This is a genomic window from Marinobacter sp. CH_CUG1437-1, assembly GCF_037029655.1.
GTDB classification, from domain to species: Bacteria; Pseudomonadota; Gammaproteobacteria; order Pseudomonadales; family Oleiphilaceae; genus Marinobacter; species Marinobacter salsuginis.
In genome coordinates, this window is the sequence record NZ_JAYMEW010000002.1 from 569,270 (window position 1) to 589,066 (window position 19,797).

The window sequence follows — 19,797 nt, forward strand, 5'->3', positions numbered from 1 at the left end:
CATTATTGTTTGCGAATTTTATTTTTGGATACCGAACATTAAAACCATCTTAATATTCGTAAACGAACATCATCAAGCGAAATAAACCCATCAATCAGACAAATTTGTTATATGGAAACGAAAGTTGGTTGGTACGCGATGGGTTCAGTGGATGCGAAATCGAGCCATCAATGATTCAATACTGGTCACCGAATCCTCCAGGCGGTCACAGGTCGTGACCAATTCGTCGATACTCTCAAGGCTTTCAGCTACCGAGGCGCTGATTTCACTGACCTGCCGCGCCACCGACTGACTGACATTCTCCTGCTCGTCCATGCCGTGACGAATATGCTCGGCGCCCTGATGGATCCGTCCCACTGCCGAACCAATTCTGCCCGCGCCTTCCGAGACACTGGCCATCAAATCACGCACAGATCCCAGCTGTTCAAAACTGGAGTTCATGGAGATGACCGATTCCGAGGCTTCCTGCTGCAGACCTTCTACGAGATCCCGTATGGTATCGGTGCTCTCAGTGGTTTTCCGGGCCAGCCCACGAACCTCATCTGCAACCACCGCAAAGCCGCGACCAGCATCACCGGCGCGCGCCGATTCGATCGCGGCATTCAGCGCCAACAGATTGGTCTGATTGGCAATATCATCAATGGCTTCGGTAATCCTGCCTATGTCAAAAGATGCCTGCTCAAGTTGCTTCAGTTTTTTTGCAGTCTGCTCCGCCTGGCGGCCCAGGCTTTCAACACAGTCCATGCCGCGCTCGGCTGCAGACAGATTGTCTTCAACCTGCCGGTTTACCTCACCAACGAGGATATGGGTATCCCGAACCGAACCCGCTACCTCCCTGGCAGACGCCTCCATTTGAGTCATCGCAGCAGCAATAGAACCAAGCTCGTCGGACTCGGTTCGAATCCGTTCGTTAAAATCCCTGGTAAACCTGGCGTTACCCGATGCGATCACGGATATGTCCGATCCAGCCTGTTGCAGGCTTCCAAGAACCGTTGCCATGGCTTCGGACAACCGGTTAACGGAACGCTTCAGGTCGATAAACTCGCCACGCGCCGGAAACTCGAGCGCTCGAGAGTAGTCACCCCCGGCCATTGCAGCCAGATGTTCCTGAGTCGCCTGTAGCGGCCGGCTGATCATCCGCCCAAGCCTGACGGAAGTTGCCAGCGCAATCAGAACCACCAGGGGAAGCAGCCAGTAAACCAGCTGTTCCGAATTCAGCGCAGTTTCATCCAGCGCGAATACCGACGCGCTTGCCCTGTCGGCAACGATTTTTCGCGCTTCATCCAGCTCCGATGCCATTGCCGAAAGCGAAAGGTCTATCTTCCTGGCCAATAAATCCAGTTCAAGCCGGCTCTGGCGATAGTCTGAATACTGGCTGATGATTCCGGCGTCATCGTTCACCGCGGCAAGAAACCTTTCAACCAATGATGGCAAGCCCTCCAGGCGAGGCACCTCGTTCACCAGGGCGGACATGTCCTGCTCAAACGTGCTGGTATTGAACCGAAGGTTCTCGACGATGGCGTTTAGCTCACTCGGGTTTTCAGTACTCACCATCTGCATGATCAGCAACTCGATGTTTGCGAGGTTTTCCATCACCGTCGTGAACAGGTCGCGAATATAGATATCCTGTCCCGCCGGCTCTGTACCCTCCCTGACCAGGGTTCTTTTCATCTCCCCGTTGTTGGCAAGGAAATCACTTAGCCCGGAATTTACCGAATCCGACACCGAGAGCAGTTGCCTTTTTATGCCCAGGATCGCTTTGACCGAGCGCTGCAACTCAGCCAGCCGGGCATTCGCGGACTCGTTGACCGCAGCCAGCTCCGGGAACATGGCCGTGCTGTCGGAGGCAGCGACGGCATCCAGGCTGTCGGCAAGCTTGCTGAGTGCACCGGAAAGTCTGTCAGACTGGGAGTTCAAAACCTTTTGATCGCCTGCAGCCACCACTTCCACTGAGTATCTTGCGGTTTCTGATCGATGGGCTTCCATTTCCTGAATCGATCCACTGAGTGGAAATACATCCGATGTCAGCCTGTCCGTTGCGCCAGAGAAGGACGACATAATGCTTATGTTGAATGCTCCCCAGCAAACGATAATCAGGCAAAGCAGGCCGAAACCTGCGTACAAACGATGAATTACGGAGATTCTGTTCATTAGATACACCCTTCCCGCCAGATTCTCGCAAAGACGGGCCAAACGGCAGAAAAAGGGCCGGCAGGGTTGACCCCGGGAGGGGCTACCTTGAAATGCTTGAAAGGGGGGGAACTAAAAGCAACCGGCCAAAACCCACCGTGACAACGGTGCTCTGCCTGCCGCAACCAAAGGGTCCTGTTGCGACAGGCATTGCTCTTGAGGGAATCAGCTCGTCTTAGCGGGCTTCTTCCCAGGTTTTCAGCAGCTCATCGTAGGCAACGGTCTTGCCCTGGGGCTTCTCGTTATCCAACTTCGGCTTGGGTGCGCCGGGTTGATCCAGCCAGTATTGCGGATCCCGGGGCTCGTTCAGCTTCGGACCACAAGTGGGTTGAACATTGGCGCGCTCAAGGCGCTCCATAACCCGATCCTGGGCCTGAGCCAGCCCGTCCAGTGCCTCCTGCGGAGTGGCTTCTCCACTGGCAGCCTGGGCAATGTACTGCCACCACAGCTGTGCCAGCTTCGGATAATCCGGCACGTTGGTACCAGTCGGCGACCACTGCACACGGGCGGGGCTGCGGTAGAATTCCACCAGACCGCCGAGTTTCGGTGCCATTTCGGTCATCACCTCGGACTCGATATCAGACTCGCGAATTGGCGTCAGGCCTGCAATGGTTTTCTCCAGGGACACAGTCTTGGAAACGGTAAACTGGGCGTACAGCCATGCCGCCAGACGACGCTTTTCAGGGGTAGAATCCAGGAACGTCCAGGAGCCCACGTCCTGATAGCCAAGCTTCATGCCTTCTTCCCAGTAGGGACCACGTGGTGACGGCGCCATCCGCCATTTGGGCGTGCCATCCTCGTTCACAACTGGCAGACCATCCTTGATCATGCTTGCGGTAAAGGCGGTATACCAGAAGATCTGCTGGGCAACGTTGCCCTGGGCAGGCACCGGGCCGGCCTCGGAGAAAGTCATACCCTGGGCTTCGGGGGGCGCGTACTCACGCAGCCAATCCACGTATTTCTCGGTGGCATACACGGCAGCGGGACCATTCGTTGCACCGCCACGGCTGACGCTGGAGCCCACAGGATGACACTCTTCAACCCGGATACCCCATTCATCTACGGGCAAACCGTTAGGAAGGCCTTTGTCGCCAGCACCTGCCATGGAGAACCACGCATCGGTAAAGCGCCAGCCCAGGGACGGGTCCTTCTTGCCGTAGTCCATGTGACCGTAAACGCGCTCACCGTCTATTTCCTTCACGTGCACCGAAAAGAACTCGGCAATATCTTCATAGGCAGACCAGTTAACCGGTACACCCAGGTCATAACCGTAGATCTCTTTGAACTGCTTTTGCAGATCTTCACGTTCGAACCAGTCCGCACGGAACCAGTAGAGGTTGGCGAACTGCTGGGAAGGCAACTGGTAAAGTTTGCCGTCAGGCCCGGTGGTAAAGTCGAGCCCGATGAAATCGTCAAGATCCAGGGTGGGCAGGGTAAGATCCTTGCCGGCACCGTTCATGATGTCTTCAACGGCCACTACCTTGCCATACCGGAAGTGGGTACCGATCAGGTCTGAATCGTTCACGTAGCCATCGTAGATGTTCCGTCCGGACTGCATCTGAGTCTGGAGCTTCTCGATGACATCGCCTTCCTGAATCAGCGTATGGGTCAGGTTGATACCGGTAATTTCCGAAAATGCCTTGGCCAGAACATTGGACTCATATTCGTGAGTCGCGATGGTTTCGGAAACCACATTGATGTCCATGCCGCGGAACTGCTCAGCCGCTTGAGTGAACCACTCCATCTCCTTGAGCTGTTCTTCCTTGGTCAAAGTAGAGTTCTTGAACGCTTCATTCACCCACTTTTCAGCCGCCTCACTGTACTGATCGGCGCTGACATGCAGGCTTAACCCCATACTGGCAACACCAACGGCGGCGCTCAGCAACAGGGTCCTCGGATATTTATTGTTGTTGAACATATCCAACCTCGTTCGTCTTTTTATGAATGGAACGAAACAACCGGGTTTCGTTTCCGCACTTATAGCGCTCTGGTCGCTATCCTTCCACCGGAATCGCTTATGATCGATTCCGATCATTTAAGTAAAAATAGTTCGGTTTCGAAATCATTACAAGTGTTTTTAGAGAATTTTTAGAGCCGAATGTTCGCAAAAACAACATAACGAACATCCGACCTCAGACTCATCCCCAGCGCAGCAGCACCAATAGCCAGGCCACCGAAACCGCAAGCGCCACCCATAACGTGATATCGCTTACAGCCAGGAAAGCCAGGTGTATATACGCCGCCGAGAGCAATCCGATAAACAACCTGTCACCGCGGGTCGTGGCTATAGGCAGAAAGCCTTTCCTTTCGCTACACGGGGAGACAATTTCGTAAACCGTCATCACCGCCAGAATCCCCGCAATCACTGCAAAGAAGATGGCGACAGTCGGTGTCCAGTTCATCCAGGCAATCATAAAACCTCTCCTTACACGCGTCCGAGGGCGAAGCCTTTGGCAACGTGGTTGCGAACGAACCAGATCACCAGCAGGCCGGGAATGATGGTGAGTGAACCGGCAGCCGCCAGAACGCCCCAGTCGATACCACTCGCCCCTATCGTTCGGGTCATGATCGCCCCGATTGGCTGGGCATCCACGGACGTCAGGGTCCGGGCAAGGAGCAACTCTACCCAGGAGAACATGAAGGCGAAGAATGCGGTGACCCCGATACCGGAACGAATCATCGGCAGGAAGACCTTCACGAAGAATTTGGGAAAGCTGTAGCCATCAATATAGGCCATTTCGTCGTACTCGCGCGGCACGCCGGACATAAACCCTTCCAGAATCCAGACCGCAAGCGGCACGTTGAACAGGCAGTGCGCCAGGGCCACGGCAATGTGGGTATCGAACAGCCCGATGGACGAATACAACTGGAAGAACGGCAACAGGAAAACCGCCGGCGGTGCCATCCGGTTACTGAGCAGCCAGAAGAACAGGTGCTTGTCGCCGAGAAACTTGTAACGGCTGAATGCGTAGGCTGCCGGCAGGGCCACCACCAGCGTGATCACCACGTTGATCGAAACATAGATCATCGAGTTGATATAGCCGCTGTACCAGCTCGGGTCGGTAAAAATCACCGCATAGTTGTCCAGGGTGAAATTCTGCGGCCAGAGTGTCAGACCGCCCAGGATTTCCTGGTTGGTCTTGAACGACATGTTCAGCAACCAGTAGATCGGCGTCAGCAGCAGCAGGATAAACAGGGTTATCCCAAAATTTTTCGAACGTGTCTGTCTCATCACATTCTCCTTATTTTTCTTTGTCGGCGTGCGTAATGGCGGTAAAGAACAGCCAGGAAATCAGCAGCACGATGAGGAAGTAGATCAGCGAGAATGCCGCCGCGCGCCCCAGGTCAAACTGCCCTATCGCCATGGTGGTGAGCGTCTGACTCAGGAAGGTGGTCGAGCTGCCAGGCCCGCCGCCGGTCAGCACGAACGGCTCGATGTAGATCATGAAACTGTCCATGAAGCGCAGCAGCACGGCGATGATCAGCACGCTCTTGAGGCGGGGCAGCTGAATGTAACGGAACACAGCCCACTTTGAAGCCCGATCGATTTCCGCGGCCTGATAGAACGCCTCGGGAATCGCCCGCAGCCCGGAATAGCAAAGCAGCGCCACCAGCGGTGTCCAGTGCCATACGTCCATGAGCAGCACCGTCAACCAGGCATCAAGAGTGTCACCGGTGTAGTTGTAATCGATACCAAGCTGGTTGATGCCCCAGCCGAACAGACCAATGTCACCGCGGGCGAAAATCTGCCAGATGGTGCCAACCACGTTCCAGGGAATCAGCAGGGGAATGGCCAGCAGAATCAGACACAGCGATCCCTTGATACCGGATTTGGGCATCATCAGCGCCACCCCGATCCCGAGGGGAATCTGAATCAGCAGGACCGCACCGGAGAAGATGAACTGACGAATCAGGGAGTCCTGAAGACGCTCATCCGTCAATACCTCCTTGAACCATTCGGTGCCCACGAAGAACGCCTGGCCCGGTCCGAAAATATCCTGGACCGAATAGTTCACCACGGTCATCAGGGGAATCAGTGCCGAGAAGGCAACGAGCAGGAATACTGGCAGCACCAGCCACCAGGCTTTGTTGTTTTGTACCTTTTGCATCACTGTTGCTCCTGTACCAGGAATTCATCCACATACAGCTTCAGCCATTGCTTCGGGAACGAGAGATGAACCCGGCTGCCAATCGATGCGGCGAAGTCCTCGCTCTGCCGGACTTTCATTTTCTCGTGGTCAAGCTGCACGGTAACGATCTTGTAGGTACCGAGGTCTTCGACATCCAGGACCTCCGCCTCGAAGGTGTCGTCTGAAGCTACGGAGGACACTTCCACAAACTCCGGCCGGATTCCGATCTTGATGTTGGTGGACCTGGTCCGCTGCAGGACATCAACTTGCCAGGGCTCAAGTGCCACGACCGTGCCACCGAAACACACGCCGCGGGGGCATCTCTGTACCTCGATGAGGTTCATCCCCGGGCTTCCGATAAAGAAACCCACGAACGTGTGGTTGGGCTGCTCGAAGAGCTCGGTAGGGGTGCCAAACTGAACAATCTGTCCGCCGTACATCACGGCAATCTTGTCGGCAAAGGTGGAGGCTTCGAGCTGGTCGTGGGTGACATACACCATGGTGATGTCGAACTGCTCGTGAATCTGCTTGAGCTTCCGACGCAGCTTCCACTTGAGCTGCGGGTCGATCACGGTCAGGGGCTCATCGAACAGAATCGCCGAAACATCTTCCCGCACCAGGCCCCGGCCCATGGACACCTTCTGCTTCTCATCCGCGGTCAGGTTCTTTGCCTTCTTGTAGAGCTTGTCCTCGATTTCCAGGACTTCGGCAATCTCATGAACACGGGCCTTGATCTTGGAGGTCGGAACCTTGTTGTTCTTGAGCGGAAACGCCAGGTTGTCGTAAACGGTCATTGAGTCGTAGATGACTGGAAACTGGAAAACCTGGGCGATATTCCTGTCTCGCGGAGAAAGCTCGTTAACCCGCTTTCCATCAAACAGAACATCGCCCTCGGAGGGCTGAACAAGGCCGGAGATGATGTTCAGCATGGTGCTTTTCCCACAACCGGACGGACCCAACAGCGCGTACGCACCACCCTTGTGCCAGACGTGGTCGAGTTGACGGATGGCGTAATCGTCCGGGCCCTCGGGCATATCACTGTAACTGTGGGCGAGTGATTTCAACTGAATTTCAGCCATCAGACAGACCCTCCTGAAACCTGAGACGGTGTGTGCACCAGTTGCTCGTTGTTGTCGAACACGAACAGTTTATTGATCGGCAGGTACACCTTGATTGGTGAGCCTGTGTGGTACTGATGCACCCCCATTAACTGCAACACCATTTCGAAGTGACTGTTCTCAACATGCATGAAGGTTTCAGAGCCACTGATTTCGCTGAGCTCTACCTCCATGGACATTTCGAGGTCATCGTCGCTGGTGGGCACCAGGCCGATGTGGCTGGGCCGGATCCCGAACCAGTAATCACCCGGCTGAAGCTTCGCCAGCTCCTGTGTCAGCGCGTGGTGCGAATATTCGTCGAAGGTCACCTCGGTTTCAGAAACACGCCCCCGAATCATGTTCATCGGGGGTTCACTGAACAACTGTGCAGCGAGGGTGTTCACGGGCGCGCGGTAGACATCCATCACCGGGCCGGTCTGAACCACCTGGCCTTCGTGCAACAGTGTGGTTGTGCCACCGAGCGCCAGGGCTTCGTTGGCCTCTGTGGTGGCGTAAACCGCGATACACTGACGCTCGCGGAACAGGTCACGCAATTCCGCCCTGAGCTCCTCGCGCAGCTTGTAATCGAGGTTGACCAGTGGCTCGTCGAATAGCACAAGGGTGGCGTCCTTCACCAGCGCCCGGGCCATGGCGGTTCGTTGCTGCTGGCCACCGGACAGCTCCAGCGGGTAGCGCTTGAGCAAAGGGTCGATCCGAAGCATCGACGCGGTTTCTTTCACCCTTCGATCAATCTCGGACTCTGCCATCTTTGCAAGCCGCAGGGGCGAGGCAATATTTTCGTAGACAGTCAGGTTGGGGTAATTGATGAACTGCTGATAGATCATCGAAATATTTCGGCTCTGCACGCTCTGCCCCGTGACGTCCTCACCGTTGTAGATCAGACGGCCGCTATCAGGCTTGTCCAGCCCTGCCATCAGTCGCATCAGTGAGGTCTTACCGGCCAGTGTCCGGCCGAGCAGAACGTTAAAGGAACCTGCCTCAAAGGTGAGGTTGGCATCCCGGATATAGTCGACACCGTCGACCTCACGGGAGAGATTCTCCAGTGTTAAGGACATAGGCTTTCCTTTTTGTTCTTGTGGAAACGCACTCCGGGCCGGTTTACATCGGCCACAGAAATTCGATTTCGAATCTCCTTACGCAAAGGCTATACCAGCTTGCACGTCTGCGTAGGTAATCTTACTTACTCCACTGTTTTGTATAGCCTTTTATTTTTCGCACAATTTCTCATACGAAAACCATAATGTTCGTTTAGCAATACTTTGTTCAAATTGAACATTGACGTGAACAGGATTTACACAGATGATTGAGCAACACATTTGACACAGTTGCCCACGTCAGCTGCTCGAGTCGTCTGCCAGAACAACAAACGAACACCTGAGTGACGCCTGATGAGAAAAAACGAATATTCGGACTACCGGAGCGTTATTGCCGATTCCTGGGACCGCTGCATTGCATGGGGCCTTGATCACGACCATGAGCCAACACCGCTGGTGCCGGAGTCTGCCAGGCTGGAAGAAATAAACCGCCAATACAGCGAATTGCTCTCGGTTACCGAGGCTGAGGTTCTGCCCTACTACCGGAACGTACTTTCCAACAGCCGCTGCCTCATTCTGCTCGCCGATCAGCACGCCACGGTATTGAACAGCTGGGGCGATGAACGCATTACCGAGACCCGGCTGAAACCCTGGTTTCAGACCGGCGCAAACTGGCAGGAGCAGAACTGCGGTACCAACGCCATTGGCACCTCTATTGCTGTCGGCGCCCCCGTTCAGATTCAGCGAAACGAACATTTCCTGAAAACGAACCGGAGCATCATTGGTTCTGCGGCACCGATTTTCGATGCCCACAGGCAGATTGCCGGTGTTCTCAGTGTGTTCAGCGACGCGTACCTCCCCCAGGCTCACACCCTGGGCATGGTTCGCCTGCTTTCCCAATCTGTGGAGAACCGGCTTATCAATCGCCAGTTCGGTCCCGATCATTTCCAGATCACCTTGAATACCACGGCAGATAACTTCGATAGTCCCTGGTCGGGGATTCTGGTGTGCGATGATTCCGGACGGGTCATTGCGAGTAACCAGCGAGCGGACCAGTTGCTGGGGATCAATACCGTGGAGGCCCGTCTGGATGAGCTTTTCAACGGCCGTCGTAATCAAATTCTTGGCCATCCGGAAACCGAACCCCTGCAACTGACCACCCGCAGCAAGGTGCGACTGAGCGCCCGGATCAAGCGCCCTACCCGGGTTGTCGACAACAGCGCCCAAAATGATCCGATACCACTCCCTGATGAGGGCAAGCATTCCGATGAATTGCTGGGTATCGACAATCTCGAATACGGCGATTCAGCCGTGAAGCGGTGCGCGACACAGAGTCTCAAAGTGCTGCAGCGGGGGCTACCGGTTCTCATCACCGGCGAGACCGGGGTCGGCAAGGAAGTTCTGGTCAAGGCGCTTCATCGCGCATCGCCGCGCAGGGATCAACCACTGGTGGCGGTTAACTGCGCGGCCATTCCCCCGGAACTGGTCGAATCGGAATTATTCGGTTACGAAGCGGGCGCCTTCACAGGCGCGCGGGCGCAAGGTTCACTGGGTTTTATCCGAAAGGCCCACAAGGGCATTCTGTTTCTGGACGAAATTGGCGAAATGCCCCTTTCGGCCCAATCAAGGCTGCTACGGGTACTCCAGGAACGGTTGGTTACTCCGGTCGGCTCTACCGACAGCGTCCCTGTTGATATTCTGCTGGTCACGGCGACCAACCGACCACTGGGCACACGGATCGAAAGCGGTCATTTCAGGGCAGACCTCTATTACCGGATCAACGGGCTATGCGTGGAACTCCCTGCGCTTCGGGACCGCGCCGACAGATTGCTGCTGATACAGACACTCTATTCCCGTTACCGTGATCCGGGGCAATCAGAACAGCTGTCTCCCAAGGTACTCTCGGCCCTGGAAAACCACCCGTGGCCGGGCAACATTCGCCAACTGGTCAACGTGCTGCGGGTGGCTATCGCCATTGCCGACGGGGAGGACGTGCAGGTGTGGCATTTGCCGGAAGACTTCCTTGCAGAATTCGAGAACAGCTCGGGCGAGGAATCCGATCAGACTATCCCGCAGCCATCTGTTCCGGGCATTGAAGCGGAACCCGAGGATACACTCGCCAGAACGCTCAGGGTCTATCACAAGTGCACAGGCAATGTATCTCAGGCCGCCAGAGAACTGGCAATAAGCCGTAACACGCTATACAAGCGTCTGCGGGAACTTGGGGTTCGATGAAACCCATACCCGCAGAAGCCTGGTGTCATAGCTTTTGAACCGCTTGGAACCAGCCATCATACAGCGCGTCCCGCTTCTCTTTCGTCATGACGGGTTCAAAACTCCGGTCACATCGCCATAGTTCGGAAAGCTCCTCGAGAGAGCCATAGACACCGGCCTTCAGGCCAGCCAGATAGGCAGCGCCCAATGCCGTGGTTTCAACCAGCGACGGGCGATCCACGCGGGCACCGAGAATGTCGGCCAGAAACTGAAGTACCCAGTTATTGGCCACCATGCCACCATCAACCCTCAGGTTGACCGGCCGAATCCCGTCTTTTTCCATGGCCTTTTGCAGGTCCTTGGTTTGATAGCAAACAGATTGCAGGCCCGCCGTGACAATCTCCTTGATGCCGGTATCGCGGGTAAGACCGAAGATGGCGCCCCGTGCATTGGGGTCCCAGTAGGGCGCGCCCAACCCGGTAAAAGCCGGTACCAGATAAACACCGTGGTCGACGGGCGTCCCCTCCGCCAGCGGTTCTGTTTCACAGGCGTCGCGAATAAGCTGAAGGCCGTCCCGCAGCCATTGAATAGTGGCGCCGGCGATAAAAATACTGCCCTCCAGGGCGTAGGTGGGCTTACCGTTAACCCGGTAGGCCACCGTGGTAAGCAAGCGGTGCTCCGATTGCAGAGCCTTGTCACCGGTATTGAGCATCAGGAAGCAGCCAGTGCCATAGGTGCTCTTCGCCATGCCAATGCCGAAACAGGTCTGGCCAAACAGGGCGGCCTGTTGATCGCCTGCCACGCCCAGCACAGAGGCACCGTTGAGTGCCCCACCCTCGGTGATCTGCCCGAAATGATCAGCGGAATCCATCACCTCCGGTAGCAGCGATTCGGGAATACCAAAGAGCTCCAGAAGCTCCGGATCCCATTTCTGGTTGTGGATGTTGAACAGCATCGTGCGGCTGGCATTGGTGGCGTCTGTGCGATGCTCTCGACCGCCGGTCAATCGCCACAACAAAAAGCTGTCGACGGTACCGAACGCGAGCTCCCCTCGCTCCGCCCGCTCCCTTACTCCGGAGACATTTTCCAGAATCCAGCGAATCTTGGTGGCCGAAAAATAGGGATCAATGAGCAAGCCGGTCTTGCTGTTGACCCAGGGTTCGAGCCCCTCACTTTTCAGGGACTCGCAATAGGAGGCCGTTCGCCGATCCTGCCAGACAATGGCGTTGTAGACGGGCTCTCCGGTGTTGCGATCCCAGACTACGGTGGTCTCGCGTTGGTTGGTGATGCCTACAGCAACCACTTCACCGCGATCACCGCACTCTTCGGCCATTACGGCGTTGAACGTTTGCTGAACCGATGACCATAGGTCTTCCGGATTGTGCTCAACCCAGCCACTGGCCGGGAAATGTTGCGGAAACTCTTGCTGGCGGGTGGCGTGTATGTTGCCCTGCAGGTCAAAGAGTATGGCGCGGGAACTGGTAGTCCCCTGATCGATGGAAAGTATGTATTGGCTCATAATGTTCGACCTCGGTTTCTTATTTTTTCGTATTTTTACTTTTTTGAACATAAATGCCAAGCGGTTTTCACGACAAGCGAGCATATTACCAGCCAAACCTTTTAAAAAAGCTGCATAACCCGCTGAAAACTACTAAACTTTAAGACTGTTTTCGGACGCACAGTATTTCGCATGAGAAAAATGACAGAGCGGAGGAGATTTTAATGGCACAGCGTCGCCGACAGGATCTGATTATGGAGCTGATCCAGCAGAACGGTTTCGTCACCACCGAACAGCTGGTAGACCAGTTCAAGGTAACGCCCCAGACCATCCGCCGCGATCTGAATGAACTCGCCAAGCAGAAAAAGCTCCGCAGACACCATGGTGGAGCGGGCATTGATTCCAGCACGGTCAATACCGCTTATCAGGCCCGCAAGATCATGGATCTGGAGGCCAAGGAAAGAATTGCCGAGGCGCTGGTAGAGTTGATTCCGGACAATTCCTCCATGTTCATCAATATCGGCACCACCACCGAGACCATCGCCAAGGCCCTGCTGGAAAAACACAACCTGCAGATCGTTACCAACAACCTCCATGTCGCGTCCATTCTCTCGGCCAAGGAAGATTTCCACGTAATCATTGCGGGCGGCGAAGTCCGCAACCGGGATGGCGGGATTGTCGGTGAAGCCACCCGGGATTTCATCAACCAGTTCAAGATGGACTTCGGCATCATTGGCATAAGTGGCATTCACAACGACGGCTCTCTCCTGGATTTTGATTACCGTGAGGTCCGCGTGGCCCAGGCAATTATTGCCAACTCCAACCAGGTTCTTCTGGCAGCCGACCATTCCAAGTTCGGACGCAATGCCATGGTCCGTCTGGGAAGCATTTCCCAGGCTGATCACGTCTTCACCGACCAGCAACCTCCCGTGGAAATCCGCCAGCTGCTGACCGAACACAACGTACAGCTTCATATCGTCTGATTGTTTTTCGCTTCCCTCTCTATCCGAAAACGTGATCGCCTCCCCCTTTTCGTTTTTTTTCTATTTTTTCCTTTACGAATATACAAGCCTTTCGCATAATAGTGTCATATCGCATGTTGAACATTGAAAAGTGCGCATGACAACAAAGCGTCTTTTCCATTGGCGTCAGGAGATGACCAACAATGACTTTGGAGCACGAACAGTTTGACGTTATTGTCGTTGGCGGTGGAGTCAACGGCACCGGCATTGCCATGGATGCAGCCGGGAGAGGCCTGAAAGTCCTCCTTTGCGAAATGAATGACCTGGCGTCAGCCACGTCATCCAGCAGCAGCAAGCTCATACACGGCGGGCTGCGCTATCTGGAACACTATGAATTCCGACTGGTCCGGGAGGCCCTGGCGGAGCGCGAATCACTGCTTCGCAATTCGCCACACATCATGTGGCCAATGCGTTTTCGGTTACCGCACCGACCGCACCTGCGCCCAGCCTGGATGATTCGAACCGGCCTCTTTCTCTACGACCACCTGGCGAAACGGGAAATCCTTCCGGGCTCACGCTCCATCAAGTTCGGTGAGAACGATCCGCTGAAACCGGATATCACCAAGGGATTCGAGTACTCGGACGGCTGGGTCGACGATGCTCGCCTGGTGGTTCTGACTGCGAAAAAAGCACAGCAGTTTGGCGCGCAGATATGCACCCGCACCAAATGTGTCAAGGCCGAACAGGGCACCCATGACTGGAAAGTCACACTGCGGGACATGACCGATGAAACCGAAAGAACGGTATCAGCCAAGGCCATTGTGAATGCTTCTGGTCCCTGGGTAAGCAAGTTATTCGGTGAAACCCTGTCGATGCCGGCGCCGAAAATGATTCGCATGGTCAAAGGCAGCCATATTGTGGTTCCCAGACTCAACAAGGGTACCGAAGCCTACATCCTTCAGAATGAAGACGAGCGGATCGTGTTTGTTATTCCCTACGAGGATGAATTCTCGCTGGTGGGCACCACCGATGTCGATTACGAAGGTGACCCCAAGAAAGCGAAAATTTCACCAGAAGAAACTGACTATCTGCTGAACATCGTGAACTCCCATTTCAAGAGGCAGCTTGAACCCTCGGATGTGATCTGGTCCTACTCCGGTGTGCGCCCTCTTATGGACGACGAGCAGGAAAATGCCCAGAAGGCATCTCGGGATTACTCCTTCGAGGTCAATAGTGAGAAAGGCAAGGCGCCACTGATTTCGGTATTCGGAGGCAAGATCACCACCTACCGCAAGCTGGCAGAGGCCGCCACTGACAAACTGTGCCAGTTCTTTCCTGAGGCCGGCGGGCGCTGGACCAAAACCGGAGTTTTACCCGGCGGTGACTTTGCCAACCACGAGGCGCTTGAAGAAAAACTCAGGCGTGACTTCCCCTGGCTCTCCGAGAAAGTGATCAGCCGCTACGTGCGTACCTATGGCACCACCAGCTATGACATTCTCCGGGACTGCCAGTCGATGGACGATCTGGGCATTCATTTCGCCGGAACTCTCTACGAGCAGGAAGTCGAGCATCTGATCAAGAACGAATGGGCCATGACGTCGGAAGACATTCTTTGGCGCCGGACCAAGCAGGGGCTTTATGCCAGCGACTCGGATGTTGAAGCCCTGGAACGTTTCCTGATGAAAGCTGTCAGTTCCGATAATCGCAAGACCGCTCTCCACCACAGCGCCTGAAGCTCTCTCAGGCATCTTTGCTCCGGCCGGACTCTATCCGCCCGGAGCTTTTTTGTAGCTGGCTCCGCACGGTTTTGGGAAAGCCCTCCCCCTGTCCTTGGCAACTTCGTGTATCAACTCCCACAAAAAAAGGTTGAGGGGTTAACCTCAACCTTTTGCGCTCCCACTTTCGAGGGTGCTTGCCTCCATTCGAGACAATCAGAATGTCAGTTGCGAACCAAAGATGATCGCATCGTATTCACCCTGTCCGTCACCGGTACCGAGTGTGGTGTATTCCGCCATCAGGGTCAGGTGATCGGTGGCCGCGTATCGAGCAAAGAGCATAGTCAGATCTGTATCGTTGCTGTCACCCGCGACAATATCGTCTTCACCTTCGCCATAACTGACACCCAGCGTGGTTCGGTTGATCTGGTAGGTGGTTTCAACATACCACTGACTGGCGTCTTCTTCGTTCGGATCCAGGCGGGCGGCAAACACTCCGTTGCCTGTACCCTGGGTCATGCCGTAGTTGCCTCGAACGGACAGGCCACCAAAAGAGACAGAACCGCCGAAGTCGATACCGGACATGGTGTAGTCATCAAAGGTACCGGTTTTGGAGTCCACGTCCTGCGTGAAACCACTGGACCAGAGGGAAAAATTGTTGCCCGAATAGACCACGTTCGCTTCGATGCGCGGCATGGTGTACTCGGCATCGGCAACGCCATCCACCTTTGAAGGGCTGAACAAACCGACCTTGAACTGCAGACCGCCCAGGCTGTTGGAGGTGTACATCACACGGGGTGTGAAGTTGGCATAAAAGTAGCCGTTGCCAATGCGCCCGGCCGTTGCGGCCACCTGGTCCGGGCCACCGATCAGGCCAACGCCCAGAGCACTGCCGTTATCACCAATAGCAGGCACCCCATAGATCCCGAAGCCCTTACCAATATTTACCTTACCGAAATCGCCGGCCACGGCAATCTCGGAGACCCGGCTGCGAAAATCGGCATTGGCATCACCGGGCGCAATATTCGCGTTCATCTGGAAATGGCCGGACACTTCCAGACCATTTTGGGTCGGTGCATAAATGTTGGTTTGCAGCGTTGCCGGGTTGAAACCGGTCGTGATGGTAAACGAGTCTTCGTCCGTTGGTTGGTCATAATTGCCGAACACCGCAAAGATCGGAATGTGGCCATTAAAGCCCGCTTTCCACCCGTTATCAGATTCAAAGGACACCTCCGCCAGGGCTGGCGAGCAGACCCCTGCCGCCAGCAGCAGGGAGGCTGCCAATGGGGCCTTCCGGAAAGAACGGTTGTTGGACGACACAAAGACATTGTTATTTTCGATCATGTTAGCTTCCTGTTTTTGTTAGCGCTGAACTGTCGAAGCCACCTGAAACGCTTTGCCCAAGGACATAGCTGCGGCGAAACGCCTGGCGACTGACTTCGTTAACGAACCGTCTGGTTTTCGCATTGCGCCATATCGGTTCGAAACAGAACAAATTTAGCGCTGAAAATTGCAAATGGAAAGTTTATGATCGAAAAAATTTTCGTTTAGCCCGCCTTAAAAAGACTTTAGAAAGAAGCATGAACGGTTAAACAGCTGTTTTTAATACACTTAAACTGCCCTTCCCCCGAAATAAAATTTTTCGTTGACGAACTTTCCAACGAACCATATGATCTTAAATTGTACGAAAAGCAACAAAAACAAGAGGCGATCATGAACAAATACCCGTTGCTAGTCGGCCTGATACTACTGGTGAGCCAACCGGTAATCGCGGGCCCCCTCTTCGACTCACTTTCCAATGAGAAGCGATCGCTTATCCGCACACTGATCCAGGACCACTTTCCGGATTCGACCCTATCGGAAGACGAACAGGCTGAAGAACTCGCCTGGTTTACCCATGCCGCCGCGGAGCTCCAGGGAACATCGATATCGGTTCTCTCCGAACAATTACCGACCCATGACTACGAGGCAGAGGTACTGGCACCCGCGTTTTCAATGCTGACGGGGATTCCGGTAATCCACGACAGGAAGCCCGAAGGCGAGGTGATTCGCCAGATCAACCTGCAGCGCATCATGGCGGCCAAGGGGCGGTACGACGCATTTGTGAATGACTCCGACATGATTGGCACCCATTCCCGCAGCGGCTGGGCTCTGGCGCTGAGCGATTATATAGAAGGGGCGGGCAAGGCATTTACACTGCCGACCCTGGCACTGGAAGATTTCATTGGCCTGGAGTTCGTCACTGGCCCCGACGGCAAGATCTACCAGCTACCCGATCAGCAGTTCGCCAACCTGTACTGGTTCCGTTACGACTGGTTCCAGCGCCCCGAACTGAGGGCCCAATTCAGGGAGCGCTACGGCTACGAGCTTGGCGTGCCCTTCAACTGGTCCGCATATGAGGACATCGCAGAATTTTTCTCGGTTCACGTGCAGGAGATCGATGGCGAACGTGTCTACGGGCACATGGACTACGGCAAGCGGGACCCATCTCTGGGATGGCGCTTCACCGATGCCTGGTTCTCCATGGCAGGCGCGGGTGATCAGGGGATTCCCAACGGATTACCGGTCGATGAATGGGGCATTCGTATGGAGGGCTGCCATCCTGTTGGCTCTTCCGTCAGTCGTGGCGGCGCCACCAACAGTCCGGCAGCGGTCTATGCACTGGAAAAATACATCGACTGGTTGCAGCGCTTCGCTCCTCCGGAGGCGGCGAACATGACATTCTCGGAAGCCGGTCCCGTGCCGGCCCGGGGGCAGGTCGCACAGCAAATCTTCTGGTACACCGCTTTTACCTCCGATATGACAAAAGAGGGGTTGCCCGTCGTGAACGAAGACGGCACTCCGAAATGGCGGATGGCGCCCTCCCCTCGCGGCGCCTACTGGCAGGAGGGTATGAAGCTCGGATATCAGGACGTGGGCGCCTGGACCATCCCGCGCGCCATGGGGGCGGACCAGCAGAAAGCAGCGTGGCTTTATGCCCAGTTCACCGTCTCGCGCACCGTGTCACTCCAGAAGACCCTCTACGGTCTGACACCCATCCGGCTTTCAGACCTGGAATCGCCGCAAATGCAGGCAAAAGCGCCAACACTGGGAGGTCTTGTCGAGTTCTACCGTAGCCCGGCTAGAACCGCCTGGTCGCCCACTGGAGTGAACGTGCCAGACTACCCTCGGTTGGCCAAGCTATGGTGGCCAAACATCGCCGATGCGGTAACGGGGAAAATGACCCCGCAGCAGGCGCTCGATAACCTGGCGGCAGCACAAGACAGAACCTTGTCTATTATCGAACGTAACTTCCTGGCCGGTGATTGTGGTCCTAAAATGGCGGATGAAGAAAAGCTGAAGGGCGAAGAATGGTGGCTCGCCCAACCTGGTGCGCCCAAGCCTCGCCTGAACAATGAGAAACCCCAGGGCATAACCATCCGTTACGAGGACCTGCTCAGGCAGTGGGACATTGCGGGCAACTGAACAAGCTCCCGGCCTCAATCGGGCTCAAGAAGCCTGGCAATTCTGCGCTGAAGTTCGGGCACAACCTCGCTTTCAAACCAGGGATTCCGACGCAACCACAGGTTATTTCTTGGGCTGGGGTGAGGCATGGGCAGAACTTCCGGCCAATACTCCTGCCAATGCTGGACATTGGCCGTGACGGATTTGCGACAGTCGGCCAGGTGCCAGGCATGGGCATATTGGCCGATAACCAGAGTCAACCCAATATGCCGCAGACGATCCAGCAACAGGTTGCGCCAGGCCGGCGCGCACTCTGGTCGCGGCGGAAGATCCCCGGATTTGCCGGTACCCGGATAGCAAAACCCCATGGGCAGGATGGCCAGCTTCTGTTCGTCATAAAAGGTATCCCGGGTTATCCCCATCCATTGCCGAAGCCGATCGCCGCTGGGATCATTGAAGGGCAACCCGGTTTCATGCACTCGCCTGCCCGGCGCCTGCCCGACCACCAGAATGCGGGCGCTTTCCGATATCTGGATGACCGGCCTTGGGCCACGTGGAAGAACGTCCGCACAAATCGTACACGCCCGCACGCGCCGAACCAGGTCGTCGAAGGGAAGCCGGGAGAGATCCTCTTTCATGAACGTTCCATTGTCAGGGTGATTGCATAAACGGGCATTTCCCGTAACGATAGAGGCACAATCACGACACAACAAGTCACGAAGGACACACCATGAATGCCAAAGCAGGCCCTCTTCCTCTGCCGGAAATTGATGTCGAGGAGTTCCGAAAAGTCGTTCGCACCCGCCGCTCCATCAGGCGCTTCACCGATGAGCCTATTCCGGAGAAGGTGCTTGAGGATTGCCTCGAGCTGGCAACACTTGCCCCAAACTCCAGCAACCTTCAGCCCTGGGAATTTTTCGTTGTCCGCACTCCGGAGCTGAAGGCGAAACTTGCCCACGCCTGTCTTGGCCAGAATGCCGCGAAAACCGCCGCCGCGCTGATCGTGGTGGTTGCCCGACCGGATAGCTGGCGAGCTCATGCCCGACAAGCCCTGGAAGACTGGCCAGAAGAAAAACTGCCGCCGATCGTTGAAAAGTACTACCGCAAAGTCGCCCCCATTCACTACAACCAGGGCCCCTTCGGGATTCTGGGGTTAGCGAAGAAAGCGGCAGGCCTTGCCGTGGGAATCACCCGGCCTGTCCCCCGGGGCCCCTACTCAACCTGCGAGATGAAAATCTGGGCCACCAAATCCACCGCCCTGGCGGCCCAGAACCTGATGCTTGCACTCCGGGCCCACGGCTATGATTCCTGCCCCATGGAGGGTTTTGACGAGTATCGTGTCAAGAAACTGCTCAACCTGCCCGGTAAAGGACTGGTGACCATGGTACTGGCCGCCGGCCGCCGGGCGGAGAACGGCGTGTATAACCGCCAATACCGTTTTGATCAGAGCCAACTGGTTCACTACCTCTGACCCAGCAAAGGCACTCGGGCA

The 19,797-nt window shown here is 55.5% G+C and carries 15 protein-coding genes; 5 read left to right on the forward strand and 10 right to left on the reverse strand.

All coding sequences use genetic code 11. The annotated features are described in order from the left end of the window. Positions 1-144: 144 nt before the first annotated feature. From WA411_RS07990 to WA411_RS08020, 7 genes are all read right to left on the reverse strand, one after another. Positions 145-2,151 carry a methyl-accepting chemotaxis protein gene (locus WA411_RS07990; RefSeq protein ID WP_291907097.1) on the reverse strand — a complete coding sequence of 669 codons (2,007 nt, stop codon included), beginning with the start codon at positions 2,149-2,151 and terminating at the stop codon, positions 145-147. A 214-nt stretch (positions 2,152-2,365) separates the two neighbouring features. Then, a complete protein-coding gene (locus WA411_RS07995) occupies positions 2,366-4,108 on the reverse strand; it encodes an ABC transporter substrate-binding protein (RefSeq protein WP_053112330.1) in 1,743 nt (580 codons plus the stop codon). A 220-nt stretch (positions 4,109-4,328) separates the two neighbouring features. Then, positions 4,329-4,604 (reverse strand): DUF2160 domain-containing protein, encoded by a 276-nt coding sequence (locus WA411_RS08000; RefSeq protein WP_291907092.1) that lies wholly within the window; start codon positions 4,602-4,604, stop codon positions 4,329-4,331. 11 nt (positions 4,605-4,615) lie between these two features. Beyond that, positions 4,616-5,422, reverse strand: a complete 807-nt coding sequence (locus WA411_RS08005; RefSeq protein WP_053112339.1) for a carbohydrate ABC transporter permease — start codon at positions 5,420-5,422, stop codon at positions 4,616-4,618. A 10-nt stretch (positions 5,423-5,432) separates the two neighbouring features. Continuing rightward, positions 5,433-6,299 (reverse strand): carbohydrate ABC transporter permease, encoded by an 867-nt coding sequence (locus tag WA411_RS08010; RefSeq protein WP_053112341.1) that lies wholly within the window; start codon positions 6,297-6,299, stop codon positions 5,433-5,435. Beyond that, the gene (locus WA411_RS08015; RefSeq protein ID WP_291907084.1) at positions 6,299-7,399 is read right to left on the reverse strand and encodes an ABC transporter ATP-binding protein; all 1,101 of its coding nucleotides are present in this window, start codon (positions 7,397-7,399) and stop codon (positions 6,299-6,301) included. The genes WA411_RS08010 and WA411_RS08015 overlap by 1 nt, the downstream gene beginning before the upstream one ends. Next, positions 7,399-8,493, reverse strand: a complete 1,095-nt coding sequence (locus tag WA411_RS08020; RefSeq protein WP_202347466.1) for an ABC transporter ATP-binding protein — start codon at positions 8,491-8,493, stop codon at positions 7,399-7,401. Before WA411_RS08020 ends, WA411_RS08015 begins: the two co-directional genes overlap by 1 nt. A 333-nt stretch (positions 8,494-8,826) precedes the next feature. On the opposite strand from WA411_RS08020, the gene WA411_RS08025 reads away from it, so the two are divergent. Next, on the forward strand, positions 8,827-10,707 hold the full coding sequence (locus WA411_RS08025; RefSeq protein ID WP_291907077.1) for a sigma-54-dependent Fis family transcriptional regulator: 1,881 nt from the start codon (positions 8,827-8,829) through the stop codon (positions 10,705-10,707). Positions 10,708-10,732: 25 nt separating this feature from the next. On the opposite strand, the gene glpK is transcribed toward WA411_RS08025, so the two are convergent. Next, positions 10,733-12,205, reverse strand: a complete 1,473-nt coding sequence (gene glpK, locus WA411_RS08030) for a glycerol kinase GlpK (RefSeq protein ID WP_291907074.1) — start codon at positions 12,203-12,205, stop codon at positions 10,733-10,735. A 203-nt stretch (positions 12,206-12,408) separates the two neighbouring features. Between glpK and WA411_RS08035 the strand changes: the two genes are divergently transcribed. After that, the gene (locus WA411_RS08035) at positions 12,409-13,167 is read left to right on the forward strand and encodes a DeoR/GlpR family transcriptional regulator (protein WP_291907070.1); all 759 of its coding nucleotides are present in this window, start codon (positions 12,409-12,411) and stop codon (positions 13,165-13,167) included. A 182-nt stretch (positions 13,168-13,349) separates the two neighbouring features. Then, the gene (gene glpD, locus WA411_RS08040) at positions 13,350-14,879 is read left to right on the forward strand and encodes a glycerol-3-phosphate dehydrogenase (RefSeq protein ID WP_291907067.1); all 1,530 of its coding nucleotides are present in this window, start codon (positions 13,350-13,352) and stop codon (positions 14,877-14,879) included. Positions 14,880-15,077: 198 nt separating this feature from the next. Here the strand turns inward: glpD and WA411_RS08045 are convergent, their stop codons facing one another. Beyond that, on the reverse strand, positions 15,078-16,205 hold the full coding sequence (locus WA411_RS08045; RefSeq protein WP_136632373.1) for a porin: 1,128 nt from the start codon (positions 16,203-16,205) through the stop codon (positions 15,078-15,080). 366 nt (positions 16,206-16,571) lie between these two features. Between WA411_RS08045 and WA411_RS08050 the strand changes: the two genes are divergently transcribed. After that, positions 16,572-18,326 (forward strand): ABC transporter substrate-binding protein, encoded by a 1,755-nt coding sequence (locus WA411_RS08050; protein WP_418766805.1) that lies wholly within the window; start codon positions 16,572-16,574, stop codon positions 18,324-18,326. A 14-nt stretch (positions 18,327-18,340) separates the two neighbouring features. On the opposite strand, the gene WA411_RS08055 is transcribed toward WA411_RS08050, so the two are convergent. Next, a complete protein-coding gene (locus WA411_RS08055) occupies positions 18,341-18,943 on the reverse strand; it encodes a uracil-DNA glycosylase family protein (RefSeq protein WP_291907055.1) in 603 nt (200 codons plus the stop codon). Between the two features lie 92 nt (positions 18,944-19,035). On the opposite strand from WA411_RS08055, the gene WA411_RS08060 reads away from it, so the two are divergent. Beyond that, complete coding sequence (locus WA411_RS08060) at positions 19,036-19,776, forward strand: nitroreductase family protein (protein ID WP_069183313.1); 741 nt, start codon at positions 19,036-19,038, stop codon at positions 19,774-19,776. Positions 19,777-19,797: the final 21 nt, after the last annotated feature.